The sequence below is a fragment of the Streptomyces sp. NPDC013455 genome, from assembly GCF_040632975.1.
GTDB lineage: Bacteria > Actinomycetota > Actinomycetes > Streptomycetales > Streptomycetaceae > Streptomyces.
Genome location: NZ_JBEYCX010000001.1, coordinates 556,270 through 569,118 on the forward strand (window position 1 = coordinate 556,270; position 12,849 = coordinate 569,118).

Annotated in this window: 10 protein-coding genes; 4 read left to right on the forward strand and 6 right to left on the reverse strand. The window is 76.4% G+C overall.

The genetic code is table 11. The features are described 5' to 3' along the window. Positions 1-31 precede the first annotated feature (31 nt). The 3 genes from ABZ576_RS02480 (at position 32) to ABZ576_RS02490 (ending at position 5,864) form a co-directional block, all read left to right on the forward strand. Positions 32-1,120 carry a MoxR family ATPase gene (locus ABZ576_RS02480; protein ID WP_360734931.1) on the forward strand — a complete coding sequence of 363 codons (1,089 nt, stop codon included), beginning with the start codon at positions 32-34 and terminating at the stop codon, positions 1,118-1,120. Further along, complete coding sequence (locus ABZ576_RS02485; protein ID WP_360734933.1) at positions 1,110-4,658, forward strand: SAV_2336 N-terminal domain-related protein; 3,549 nt, start codon at positions 1,110-1,112, stop codon at positions 4,656-4,658. The genes ABZ576_RS02480 and ABZ576_RS02485 overlap by 11 nt, the downstream gene beginning before the upstream one ends. 168 nt (positions 4,659-4,826) lie before the next feature. Next, positions 4,827-5,864: a rod shape-determining protein gene (locus tag ABZ576_RS02490; protein ID WP_360734935.1), complete on the forward strand. Its 1,038-nt coding sequence runs from the start codon at positions 4,827-4,829 to the stop codon at positions 5,862-5,864. 219 nt (positions 5,865-6,083) lie between these two features. Here the strand turns inward: ABZ576_RS02490 and ABZ576_RS02495 are convergent, their stop codons facing one another. Both ABZ576_RS02495 and ABZ576_RS02500 read right to left on the reverse strand, forming a co-directional pair. Further along, the gene (locus ABZ576_RS02495) at positions 6,084-7,037 is read right to left on the reverse strand and encodes an anti-sigma factor RsbA family regulatory protein (RefSeq protein WP_360734936.1); all 954 of its coding nucleotides are present in this window, start codon (positions 7,035-7,037) and stop codon (positions 6,084-6,086) included. Next, positions 7,034-7,402 carry an STAS domain-containing protein gene (locus tag ABZ576_RS02500; protein WP_360734938.1) on the reverse strand — a complete coding sequence of 123 codons (369 nt, stop codon included), beginning with the start codon at positions 7,400-7,402 and terminating at the stop codon, positions 7,034-7,036. The genes ABZ576_RS02495 and ABZ576_RS02500 overlap by 4 nt, the downstream gene beginning before the upstream one ends. 139 nt (positions 7,403-7,541) lie before the next feature. On the opposite strand from ABZ576_RS02500, the gene ABZ576_RS02505 reads away from it, so the two are divergent. Beyond that, positions 7,542-8,297 carry an ANTAR domain-containing protein gene (locus ABZ576_RS02505; protein ID WP_360734940.1) on the forward strand — a complete coding sequence of 252 codons (756 nt, stop codon included), beginning with the start codon at positions 7,542-7,544 and terminating at the stop codon, positions 8,295-8,297. 150 nt (positions 8,298-8,447) lie between these two features. Here the strand turns inward: ABZ576_RS02505 and ABZ576_RS02510 are convergent, their stop codons facing one another. The 4 genes from ABZ576_RS02510 to ABZ576_RS02525 all read right to left on the reverse strand — a co-directional run bounded on the left by ABZ576_RS02510 (position 8,448) and on the right by ABZ576_RS02525 (position 12,660). Further along, positions 8,448-9,782: a serine/threonine-protein kinase gene (locus tag ABZ576_RS02510; RefSeq protein WP_360734942.1), complete on the reverse strand. Its 1,335-nt coding sequence runs from the start codon at positions 9,780-9,782 to the stop codon at positions 8,448-8,450. Between the two features lie 132 nt (positions 9,783-9,914). Beyond that, positions 9,915-10,853 (reverse strand): ectoine hydroxylase, encoded by a 939-nt coding sequence (gene thpD, locus ABZ576_RS02515; RefSeq protein ID WP_360734944.1) that lies wholly within the window; start codon positions 10,851-10,853, stop codon positions 9,915-9,917. Next, entirely contained in the window at positions 10,850-11,389 is a 540-nt protein-coding gene (locus ABZ576_RS02520; RefSeq protein ID WP_360734946.1) for a GNAT family N-acetyltransferase, read from the reverse strand. The genes thpD and ABZ576_RS02520 overlap by 4 nt, the downstream gene beginning before the upstream one ends. Beyond that, entirely contained in the window at positions 11,386-12,660 is a 1,275-nt protein-coding gene (locus ABZ576_RS02525; RefSeq protein ID WP_360734948.1) for a M20 family metallopeptidase, read from the reverse strand. Before ABZ576_RS02525 ends, ABZ576_RS02520 begins: the two co-directional genes overlap by 4 nt. Positions 12,661-12,849: the final 189 nt, after the last annotated feature.

Sequence of the window (12,849 nt, forward strand, 5' to 3'; positions counted from 1 at the left end):
GACCGACCGCGCCCCCCACGGAGAAAAGCCCATGCCCCTGTGGCCCGTCTACACCGGTACGAACGAGCCGCACGACGGCATCACCGAGCTGCCCCCGCCGCCGCCCTGGCGGGCCTTCGACGGCGGGCCGGTGCTCCCGGCGCCGGACGCGTCCGCCGACGCCGCCGCCGTCTCCCCCGACCGCACCCACCGCGCCGAGACGTACCAGGCCACCGAGGACACGGTCCAGCTGGTCAACGCGGCCCTGTACCTGCGCCGTCCGCTGCTGGTCACCGGTCCGCCCGGCACCGGCAAGTCCTCGCTCGCGTACGCGGTCGCGCGTGAGCTGCGGCTCGGCCCGGTCCTGCGCTGGAACATCACCAGCCGCAGCACGCTGCACGACGGTCTCTACCAGTACGACCCGCTGTCACGGCTGTACGCGGCCCGGCAGGAGGCCGCCGGGGCGCACCGGGCGGAAAGGGCGCAGGGGCCGGAGGGGCCGGAGGGGCCGGAGGGACGGGAGGAAACCGAGGGCGCGGCCGACGGGTCGGGCATCGAGCACCACCTGCGGCTGGGACCGCTCGGCACCGCCCTGCTGCCGTACGCCCGCCCCCGCGCGCTGCTCATCGACGAGATCGACAAGAGCGACCTGGACCTGCCCAACGACCTGCTGAACGTGCTGGAGGAGGGCCAGTACGAGATCCCGGAGCTGGTGCGCGCCTCCCGGCTCGCGCCGGGCGGCGTCGCCGAGGTGCTGGCCGACGGAACCGACGAGCGGGTCCCGGTGGCCCGCGGCCGGGTCCGCTGCCGGGCCTTCCCCTTCGTCGTCCTCACCAGCAACGGCGAGCGCGAGTTCCCGCCCGCCTTCCTGCGCCGCTGTGTCACGCTGCACCTGCGCCAGCCCGACGACCGGCACCTCGCCGATATCGTCCGCGCCCACCTCGGTGAACCCGACGCGTACGCGCGGACCCTGATCGACCGCTTCCTGTCCCGGGCGGGCGTCGGCGACCTGGCCACCGACCAGCTCCTCAACGCGATCTACCTGGCCCGTTCCGCCGACCTGGACACCGAATCCCTGGACCGGCTGGCCGAACAGCTGATGCCGTACCTGGGGCAGACGGCCGGCTCCGATGTCTTCTGACCGCCCCGGCTCCCCGGATCCCCTCGTCCGCCTGGCCGACGTCCTGGCCCAGGCGGCCCAGGGGCCCCGCCCGACCCCGCTGGAACTGGCCGAAGTGCTGTGGCTGGCCCGGCACATGACGCCCGGCGATCCGGACGCCCCCGGTACCGGCGTCCCCGGCCCCGACGCCGCCGACCGCGACGCCGCCGGTCTCGCGGCCGCCGACGGCCGGTCCGTGGACGGCCGGTCCGTGGACGACCGGCCCACCGCCGGCCTGTCCACCGGGCGGCCGGCCCCGCCGCCCGAGCCACCGTCCCCGGACCTGCCACCGCCCCGGCAGGAGACCGGCGGGCCGGGACCCGCCCGGCCCGCCGCCCCGCCCGCCCGGGTCCCGCTGCACCTCCCCTCCCGCGACCCCGCCACCGCGGCGGACCGGTCCCACGCCTCGCTCCTCGCCCCGGCGCCCCCGATGCTGCGCCACCCGCTCGCGCTCCAGCGCTCGCTGCGCCCGCTGGCACGCCGTACCGAGGCCCCCGTGGGCCACGAACTGGACGAGCGGGCGACCGCCGACCGCATCGCCCGCCTGGGCGCCGACCCCGAGTGGTGGCTGCCGGTGCTGCGGCCGGCGCGCGAGCGCTGGCTGCGCCTGAACCTGGTGTACGACGCCGGCCCCACCATGCCGGTCTGGCGCCCGCTGATCCGCGAACTGCACACGGTGCTGGCCCAGTCGGGCGTGTTCCGCACGGTCGTGCTGTACCGGGCCGAGGCGGACGGCACGCTGCACGGCCCCGACGCGCACGCCCCCTCCGACGGCCGTACCGTCACGCTGCTGATCAGCGACTGCATGGGCCCGCAGTGGCGGCAGGGTCCCGCCGGAGACCGGTGGTACGCCACCCTGCACCGCTGGGCGCGCCGGATGCCGCTGGCCGTCGTTCAGCCGCTGCCCGAGCACCTGTGGCGGGACACGGCGCTGCCCGCCGCCCCCGGCCGGCTGTCCGCCCCGCACCCGGCGGCCCCCACGGCGTCGCTCGCGTTCGAGCCGTACGAGACCTCCGAGCCGTACGAGACCTACGGCATGTACGGGATGTACGGGACATACGAGCGCGGCGAGCACGCCGAGCGGCGTGCTGCGCGCGGCGTGGTCTTCCTCCCCGTGCTGGAGCCGGAGCCGCGCTGGCTGGCGCACTGGGCCGCGCTGCTGACGACTCCGGGCGGTACGGAGGTGCCGGCGGCGGTGGCCACGTTGGACCGTCCGCTGCCGGCGGACGCCGAGGACCGTACGGATGTCGGTCTGCTCTCCGCCGAGGAGCTGGTCCTGCGGTTCCGCGCGACCGCCTCGCCCGAGGCGTTCCGGCTGGCCGGCCATCTAGCGGTGGGCCGCCCCGACCTGCCGGTGATGCGCCTGGTGCAGGCCGCGGTGGAACCCGATCCGCGCCCCCAGCACCTGGCCGAGGTCATCCTCAGCGGCATGCTCACCACCATTCCGGGCGGCCCGCCCGGCGCCTACGCCTTCCGGGACGGCGTACGCGAGCTGCTCCTGCTCGGCCTGCCCCGCACCGCCCGCCACCGCACCAGCGAACTCCTCGGCCGGATCGGCGAGTTCATCGACCGCACGGCGGGCCGGGCACCGGGCGAGTTCCGGGCGTCGGTCCCCGCCGCGCGCGGCGCGGGCACGGCCGTGGAGGGCGATCCCTTCGCCACGGTCAGCGAGGACAGCGTGCGCCGCCTCCGGGCGGGCGCGGCGGAGGCGGAGAAAGAGGCAGAGGCGGAGAAAGAGGCGGAGAAAGAGGCGGAGGGAGAGGCGGAGACCGGGGGCGAGGACGGAACCGGTGCCGGGGCCGAGAACGAGGCCGGGGCCGATTCGGGAGGGGAAGGGGGGACCGGGACCGAACCCGAGATCCACTTCACGGCCGAGGAGCTCGCCGGCCGCCCCGAGGCCCGCATCACCCTGGAGGCCGCCGTGCACGAGGTCCTCGCGCGCGGCGCGCTCAGCCCCCGCCGGTACCGGGTGGACGTCCGCCCGGACGGCTACCGGGTGCGCACCGAACCCGGTGTCTTCCTGCTGCCCGTCCTGGTCGCCGTGCTGCGCGAACTCCCCCAGGCCCGGGCCCGGCTGACCGATCCCCCGCGGCTGCGGGTGACCTTCGGACAGCCCCCCGCCCGGCCGCCGCGGGAAGCCGCGGAGGTGACGGTCGTCGTACCGCCCGCCCTGTACGACGACTTCGCCGCCAGCTCCGCCGCGCAGGGCTCCGCGCGCTTCCGGCCGCTCTACCGCGACGACACCCCGGACACCCCACCGGTCGCCTGGTACTGCGTCCTCGTGCCGGCCGCCGCACCGGCGGAGCGGGACCTGGTCCAGGGCCCCTTCATCTGCCCCGACCTGCGCGAGCTGGGCCTGCCCACCCCGGGCCGTACGGCCGTCGTCCACACCCGGCCCGACGGCCCGCTCACCCTGCTCGACCCGATCCGGCCCTACGGCACGCGTCCGCCCCGCCCGGAGACGTACTACTCGGTCGACCTCACCCCGCACCAGGCCCGGCACACGGTGTCGCTGCCCAGCTCCGGCCCGGGCGCCTTCACGGCCGTGGTGGAGCTGTCCTGGCACGTCGTCGACCCGGTCGCCTTCGTCCGCAGTGAGACCAGCGGTGTCGGCGGGCTCCTGCTGGAACACCTGCGCGGCGCGGCCGCCCGGCTGACCCGCCGTCATCCGCTGCGCCGGGTGAACGCGGCCCAGCGGCAGGTGAACACGGCGGTGCGCGGCTGGCCGGTGCCCGGGCTGGCCGTGTCGTACAGCGTGCTGCTGGCCCCGGAGGGGCGGCCCCTGCCGCAGCCGGAGCCCGAGCGGCCGGCCCCGTCGCGCCGCCGGCTGGCCGCCCTCCTCGGCGACGCCGAGGCGGTGCTGATCGGGTTCGACGGACCCCTCGCCCGGCTCTTCCCCGCGCGCAGGGCCCGCGAGGCCGTGCGCGAGCTGCTGTCCCTGGTGGTCGAGCACCGCCCCGTCGAGGAGGCGTTGGCGGGCCGGCCGCTCCCCCTCGCGGGCGCCGCCGGCCGGGAGGCGTTCGTGCACCCGCTGGACCTGCTGCGCGCCTTCGCCCAGGACCGGCTCGGCCCCGTGCTGCGGGAGCGCCTCGACGCCCTCGAACTGGACGCCGTACCCGACGCGCCCACGACCCACCGCTCGCTCCCGCTCGTCCGCGCCCTGCACGCCTCCGGCCGCCCGGTCAGCGTGGTGACGGACGCCGGCCCCGGGGCGGTCCGCCGTTACCTGGAGCCCTACCGCCTGCCGCTCGCCGGTGTGCACGGCCGGCGCCACGACCTCGGCCTGCTGATGCCGCACCCCGACTGCCTGCGGCGCGCCCTGGACACCGCCGGCACACCGGCCCGCTCCGCCGTGCTGATCAGCTCCTCGGTGGCCGAACTCACCGCCGCCCAGCAGCTCGGCCTCCCCTTCATCGGCTACGCCCCCTCCGAGGCCGGGCGCCGCGGCCTGCGGGAGGGCGGCAGCGAGGTCGCCGTGTCGTCCCTCGAGCCGCTGCTGGAGGCGGCCCGCTCCCTCTGACGCGGCCGGCTCGCGGCAGACACTCCGTGGAGGCCGGGAAATACGCCCGTTCAGCGGCGCCCCGCCCGGCCGTCCAGGAAAGGCGCCCGCTTCCGGGCCCGGACAGGATGCCAGTGAACCCGCCGTACGGGCGGGAGCCTCAAGGCCCGCGTACTCGGGAGGACCGCCGTGACCGTCAGCCTGGAGCAGTTGCGCCGCTGCCACTTCGCCGTCGACCTGGGCGCGGCCCGTACCCGGGTGTACGTGAAGGGTTCCGGTCTCGTCGTGGACCAGCCCTCCGTGGCGGCCGTGAACACCCGTACCGGCGGGCTCATCGCCGTCGGCGAGTTCGCGGAGAAGATGACGGGGCGTACCCCCGACTACATCCGGGTGGTGCGGCCCATCTCCGGTGGGACGGTGGTCGACATCGAGATGGCGCAGCGGATGCTGCGGCACCTGCTCGGCGACAAGATGCGCCGGGCCCTGCGCCGCAAGCCCCGGCTGCGGGCGGCGGCCTGCGCGCCGCACGACGCCGATCCGCTGGCCCGCCGGGCGACGATCGAGACGCTGGTCGGGCTGGGGGCCCGTCGGGTGGAGCTGGTGGACACGCTGATCGCCGCCGCCGTGGGCTGCGGGCTGCCGGTGGAGCGGCCCGAGGCCACCATGGTCATGGTGTGCGGGGCGGCGGCGACCCAGGTCGCGGTGCTCTCGCTGGGCTCCATCGTCACCGCCGAGCGGATCCCGGTGGGCGGGGAGGCCGTGGACCACGCGATCGTGCAGCACCTGCGGCACGCACACGAGCTGATGCTGCCCAGCCAGGCGGTGCGGCCGCTCCAGCTGGCCCTGTCCGGCAACGGCCTGACCCCGCACGGCCCGGCGTCGACCGAGATCCACGGCCGGGACGTGGCGACGGGGCTCGCGCGCAGTGTGCGGGTGGACACCGCCGCCGTGCGCGACGCGATCCAGACCCCGCTGACGGCCGTCCTGGACGGCATCGGAAAGGTGCTGCGGGACTGCCCGCCGGACCTGGTGGCCGACCTCGCCGACCGCGGGATCATGATGGTCGGCGGCTCGGCACTGCTGCCGGGGTTCGACGAGATGCTGCGGCAGGCCACCCGGATGCCGGTGCACATCGCCGAGCGGCCCGACATCTGCGTGGCGCAGGGCCTGGGCGCCATGCTGGAAGGCACCATCGAACCACTCATCCTGGACCCGCTCGCCGCCTGAGCCGGGCGGACGGCCCGCCGGCCGTGACGGCGGCCTCGCCGGCACCCGGAAGCCCCGGCGGCCTCAGCGCTTCAGGGGCCCCAGTGGCCTCGATGGCCTCCGCGGTCTCAGGATCTCAACGGTCTCGGCGGTCTCGGCGGTCTCGGCGGTCTCGGCAGTCTCGGCGGTCTCGGCGGTCTCGGCGGTCTCGGCAGTCTCGGCGGTCTCGGCGGTCTCGTCTCAGCGGCTGAGGTAGCAGCGGATCGTGGTGCCCCACGGCCCGGTGTGGATCCGGACCAGGTCCGCGACGAGGTTCACCAGCAGCAGTCCGCGTCCGCCCCGCTGGTCGCGGGCCGCGGGGCGGCGGCCGGCCAGCGGGTCGGTGAGGCGGCCGCCGTCGCGGACCTCGCACAGCACGTACCCGTCCTCGGACCACACCGTGAGCTCGCCCGTGCCGCCGCCGTGGACGACGCTGTTGGTGGTGAGCTCCGCGGTGATCAGGGTGAGGTTCTCCAGGGCGAGGCCGGACAGGCCCAGCCGGGCGCCGTGGTCGGTGGCCCGGTGCCGGACGGCGGACAGCGACTCCTCGTCGAAGGCGACGCCGAGCACGTCCGGGCCGGTACCGGGTCCGGGCGGCAGCGGCTGGTTGTAGCGGGCGACCACACCCTCCGGGTCGTAGGCGGCGCTGGTGCGCCCGGTGGCGGAGCCGGCCGGGACGACGACCGGGTGGGTGGCGTAGGCATCGGCGAGTGCCCGCTCGTCCAGGCGGGCGGTGTCGTACGGACACAGGATGGTGACCTCGCGGCCCTGGAACGCCGCGTTGATCAGCGCTTCGTGCTGGGCACAGGCCGGGTACTCGGCCGGGCTGCGGCCCGCCCAGACCGGCTCGCCGATGATGTGCACCCGCCGGCCGGGCGGCTGGACGTCGGCGAAGGCGCGCAGCACGCCCGGGATGATCCGGCCCGGGTTGCGCCCGGCCTCCCGCATGTCCAGGAACCGTACCCCGGCGCCGTCGGCACCCAGCTCGTCCTGGATCAGCCGCAGGTTCTCACCGGGGACGGCGACCGCGACCGGCTCGTCCGCCGCCAGCGCCGCGCGGACGAAGGGGACCGTGCCGGCCAGGTACTGCGGCGTGTCGGCGTAGAACAGCGCGGGGTGCACGAACGGGTCGACGGATTCGGCCGATGTGGTCATGACGCCGACACCTCGATCCCCGGCAGCCCGGGCCAGAGCAGCTCCAGCAGGCGTGGCACCGCGGGTGGCGGCCGGTGCAGCACCAGCCGGCGCGGCTCGCGCAGGCTGCGGGCGGTGTCCACCAGCGCGCCGACGCCCGCGACGTCGACGAAGGTCAGCGCGGAAAGCTCCAGGTAATACATGTCCTCGCCCTCGCCAACGGCCCGCTCCAGCGCGCGCTCCCAGACGGCACGCGTGGGCAGACTGACCTCGCCCGCCGCCCGGAACCCGGTCCGCCCGGACAGCGGGTACACATCGAGCCGCGGCACCGAGGACTTCGGCACGGCGGCAGCCGGCAGGGGCCGCACCGGCTCGCTTCCGCTCACGTCATCTCCCAGCCGTACAGACAGCAGAGTGCCCAGTATGCGGCAGAGCTTGCACCGCCCGGGGTGTAGGTCCCGGTACGGAGGGCAGGCGGAGGGGCAGAGCACGAACGGCGGACACAGCGGACCGGGGACGAAACACATGACCTCAGCGGCACCCGCACCGCACACCGGGCGGCCGGCCGCCCTGACCGTGGACACCCGCGCCGAGGGCGGGCGGATCGCACTCACCGCACGTGGGGAGCTGGTCCGCGGCTGTACGGACGCCCTAGCCGAAGCGCTGGCGGCGCTGCCCGCGGACGCCGCCCGGGTCGACCTGGACGTGAGCGGGGTGGCCTTCCTCGACACGGCGGGACTGGCGGCCCTGGACACCCTCAAGGAGTACGGCCGCCGGTACGGCGTACCGGTCGGTGCGACCGGGTGGCGGGGCCAGCCGCGCCGGGTGCTGGAACTGGCGGGCCTGGACCCCGACGACCCGCTGAGCGCCGATCCGCCCGCCGGCCTGCCCGCGCGGGCGGCCTCCGCGGTGGTCCGGGAGCGTGCCGAGCAACTGGACCTGCTGCGGCTGGAGATAGAGCAGCTGCGCCACGCCATGGACTCCCGGCCGGTGATCGACCAGGCCCGCGGCATCCTGATGGCGGCGCACGGGTGCACCCCGGAGCAGGCGTGGGAGATGCTGCGGGAGGCGTCCCAGCGGTCCAACACCAAGCTGCGGCAGGTGGCGGAGGCGGTCACGGCGAGCGCGGCACCCGACGGCCCGGCACCGCCCGCGCCCCTGCGGACGGCGCTGGCCGCCGCGGCGGCCCGGTACACCGGCCGGGTCAGTAGGGCAGCGGACGCCCGGAAGGGGTCCTGCGGTCGATCTCCTGCTCACGCGGGGCGGCGGGCCGCCGGCTGACACGTACCCGGATACGACGGTCCATGACGCCCTCCTGCTGCCGACACCGGCGGCGGTGGACGCCGGTAGGAGGTCCGTGCCCAGGACCCGGCCGGTTCAAGCGTGCGAGCGCGCAAGTGCCGGTACCGGCACGGCGGTTGGGCCGTCCCGCTAGCGGGTCAGGTAGCGGTGGAGGACCGGGTCGAGCCGGGCCACCCAGGCGTCGAGGCGGGCCTTGCGGCGGGCGTTCAGCTCGCAGGAGTAGACACCGCCGTCCCACAGCCGCACGGTGAGGGTCAGGCGGTGGCCGCGCCAGGTGCGTTCGACGCGCGCGATCTCCTCCCAGCCGAAGTCGGCGGCGGCGCCCGCCACTTCGAGCAGCACTCCGGCGGCGTTGACGACGGCGCCGGACTGCGCGTCGGCGAGCACGACCTCCGGGTCGCCGTACGGTACCGGCGGTCCGAAGCCGTAGGGGGCCGGCGGCGGGCCCGCCTGCGGATGCGGCAGCGGCGGGGCGCCGAACCCCGGGGGTGCCGTGGGCGGCGGCGGGGCGCCGAACACCGGCGGAGCGGGGGGCGTGCCGGCCGCCGCCGGTGGGGTGTCGACGGGGGCCGGGGGCCTGTCGGCCGTCGCGGGCGGTGCGTCGACGGGTACGGCGGGTGTGGGGGCCGGTACCGGGGGCGCTGTGAGGGTCGGCGGGTACGGCGGTGCCGCGGGACGGGCCGGGTCGGGTGCCGGGCCGGTCAGCAGGTCCAGCAGCGCGGTGGGCGTGGGCCTGGCCGTGGGCTCCTTCGCCAGGCACGCGGAGACCAGTTCCGCCAGGCCGGCGGGGACGGCGGACAGGTCCGGCGGCTCGTGCACGGAGCGGTACATCAGCCCCATCGGCGTGCCCTCCCCCCAGGCCGTGCCGCCCGCCGCCGCGACCAGCACGGCGCCGAGGGCGAACACGTCGGCGGCGCCGGTCACGTCGTTGCCGAGGGCCTGTTCGGGGGCGAGGAAGCCGGGCGTGCCGAAGGCGGTGCCGGTGGCGGTGAGGCGGGTGGACTCCACGGCCCGGGCGATGCCGAAGTCCAGGACGCGCGGCCCGTCGGCGGCCATGATGATGTTGCCCGGCTTGAGGTCGCGGTGGACCAGGCCGCAGGCGTGGATGGATTCCAGGGCCTCGGCGAGCGCGGCGGCCAGCGACCGCAGCCGCGGCTCGTCCATCGGGCCCTCGGCGGCGAGCCGTTCGGCCAGGGTGGGGCCGGGGATGTAGGCGGTGGCCAGCCAGAGCGGGTCGCCCTCGACGTCGGCGTCGACCACCGGGGCGGTGTGGAAGCCGCCCACCGCGCGGGCCGCCTCGACCTCGCTGCGGAACCGCTCCCGGAAGACCGGGTCGGCCGCCAGCTCCGCCTTGGCGACCTTCAGCGCGACGGCGCGTCCACCGCGTGTCCGCGCGAGATGGACGGTTCCCATGCCTCCCTCGCCGAGCGGGCGCTCGATGAGGTATCCCCCGATGCGTTCCATGCGGACAGTATGACCGCCGGACCCGGCCCGTCCACGCCCCCGCCCGCACCCGTCCGTTCCCGCCCACAAGCCGTCGGCCCGGGACGCCGCGCACCTGATTTCACGGGCCGTTCCGTGCGGGGGCCGACGGGATCACGGGTCGGCGTGGTCTCCCGCCCGGCGCGGTACGGGCGTGAAGGTGCGGCTCGCCAGGTAGGCGGGCCGGGGGCGGGGGGCCGCGTAGGGGGTGCCGATGCGGTTCTCGACGCTGTTGTAGACGACGAAGAGGTTGGTGCGCGGGAACGGTGAGACGTTGGGGGCGGAGGCGTGCAGGCTGTTGGCGTCGAAGGCCGTCGCCGAGCCCGCCGGGCCGGTGAACTGGCGTATGCCGAACTCCCGGGCCAGGGCGGTGACCGCGGCGCGGTCCGCCGGCCCGGCGGGCAGGTTCTTCCCGCGCAGGGACGTGCGGTGGTAGTCGGGCGGTGTCTCACCGGCGGACGGGACGAAGGTGCGGTGCGCCCCCGGGATGATCATGAGGGGGCCGTTGTGCGGGCCGTTGTCGGTGAGGGCGACGGACAGGCTCAGGGCGCGCGGCGCCGGCATGCCGTCCTCCGAGTGCCAGGTCTCGAAGTCCGAGTGCCAGCCGAAGCCGGAGCCCTCGAACGCCTGCTTGAAGTTCACCCGGGTCTGGTGGACGTACACGTCCGAGCCCAGGATCTGGCGTGCGATGTCGGCGAGCCGCGCGGAGTGGACGATCTCGCGGAACGTCTCGCTCAGCGCGTGCACCTCGAACACCGAGCGGATGCCGTCGCCGTCGGGTTCCGGCACCACCCGCCCCGAAGCGCGCAGGGACCGGTCGGCCGCCAGCCGTCCGGTCTCCGCCAGGCAGGCCGCCGTCTGACCGGCGGTCAGCACCGCCTCCACGTGCAGGCATCCGTCCCGGTCGTAGGCGGCGAGCTCGGCGGCGGACAACGGGCCGGCCGCGGCGGGGTTCCAGACGACCGGGTGCCGGCGCGGGAACGGGGGCGGGGCCTCGGCGGTGCGGGTGGGGTACGGGTCCCCGGCGTCGGCGGGGCGCGCCGTGGTGGTCATCGTTCCTCCGGTTCGGCTGACGCGGCGGGACCGGCCGGCGCGGCGGCCGGACGCTGGAACAGGGCCCCGGAGTTGCGGTGCGGCAGGTCCACGATCCGGAGCAGTTCGAAACCCTGGTCCAGGTAGTAGCGGTGCAGCTGGTGGTTGGTCTTCCACGCCTCCAGGCGCAGCAGCCGCCTGCCCCGCCGGGCGGCCAGCGCGCCCGCCCAGTCGAGCAGCCGGGCGCCGAGCCCTTGGCCGGCGGCGGCGCGGCTCACCGCGAGGTCGTGGACGTAGAGGGCGCAGGCGGGGTCGTCGTCGCGCCACCACTCGGGGTCGGCCCGCTCGTGGACGGTGATCGTGGCGACGGCCCGGCCGTCCTGGAAGGCGAGGTAGCAGTCGCCCGCCTCGATGGCCTCCGCCATGCGCCACCGGCGCGGCGGGTACTGCCACTGGTCCAGGCCCCGGCCGGCCAGCCAGCGGCTCGCCTCCAGCCACAGGGCCTCGACCCGCTCCAGTTCGCCGGGGCGGGCGGCCCGTATGCCGGGGGCGGTCACGGGGCCGGCTCCGGTCCGCGGCCGGTGAGGAAGGCCAGCGCCACGGCGGCCTCGCAGGCGATGCCCGTGGCGAGCACGTCCTCGTCGATGCGCATGCGGGTCGAGTGCAGCGAGGGGGCCTCCTCGGGGGCCAGGTCCGGGGGGCACGCGCCGAGGAAGGCGAGGGCGCCGGGGACGGCCCGCAGCACGTAGGAGAAGTCCTCCGCCGTCATCTGCGGGGCGGGCAGCACCTCGGCCGCCCCGGCGCCGAGCACGTCGCCGGCGGTGCGCAGCACGAAGTCGGTGAACGCGGGGTCGTTGACGGTGACCGGGTAGCCGGTGTCGATGGTCACCTCCGCCGTCGCCCCGTGCGCGGCGGCCACTCCCCGGGCGACCCGGTTGATCGCCTCGTGCAGCCGCCGCCGGGTCGGCTCGGCCAGGGTGCGCAGGGTGCCGCCCAGTTCCGCGGTGTCCGGGATGATGCCGGCCGCGGTGCCCGCGGCCAGCCGGGTCACGCTGAGCACGGCGCTGTCGTCCGCGGCCAGGCCGCGGGTCACCGCCGTCTGCAGCGCCAGCACGGTCTCGCAGGCCACGGGCACCGGGTCGCAGGTGGTGTGCGGGGCCGAGGCGTGTCCGCCGCGGCCCCGGACGAGGACCCGGAACCGGTCGGAGGCCGCCATCTGCGGTCCGGGCCGCAGCCGCAGCGCGCCGGCGGGCAGGTTCGGGTGCACGTGCAGGGCGAAGGCGGCGTCGACGCGGGCGCCGGACGCCTCCAGCACCCCCTCCTCGATCATCCGGCGGGCGCCGTGCTCACCCTCCTCGCCGGGCTGGAACATGAACACCACGCGCCCGGCCAGCTCCTCCCGCCGCCCGGCGAGCAGCCGCGCGGCGCCCACCAGCATCGCCATGTGGGCGTCGTGACCGCAGGCGTGCATCAGGCCGGGGTTGCCCGAGGCGTACGGCAGCCCGGTCCCCTCGGTGAGCGGCAGCGCGTCCATGTCGGCGCGCAGCAGGATCGCCGGGCCGTCGGCCGCTCCGGTGAGGGTCGCGGTGACGGAGGACAGGGCGCGGCCGGTACGGACCTCCAGGCCCAGGCCGTCGAGCGCGTCGAGCACCAGCCGCTGGGTGGCGGGCAGTTCCAGGCCCGCTTCCGGGCCCCGGTGCAGGGCGCGGCGCAGGGCGACCGCTTCGGGGGCCGCCCGGCGCGCCTCGTCGAGGAGGGCCGGGCCGGCGACGGCCGCGGACCGGGCGGCGTCGGGTGTGCCGGGCGCGGACCGGGGCGCAGGTGTCATGCGGCCGTTCCTCCTTCCCGGGCCCGGCCCATGGCGGCGCGGCCCGCGGCGGCGGCGGACGAGGAGGCGGTGCTCCCCCACGGTAGGCACCGCGGTGCCGTCCGGACAGACCGCGAGGGGCCCGGCGTACCGGATCCGGACAGGGGCGGTTGCTGACAGGATGGCGGATTCCGCCCCCTGACCAGCGGT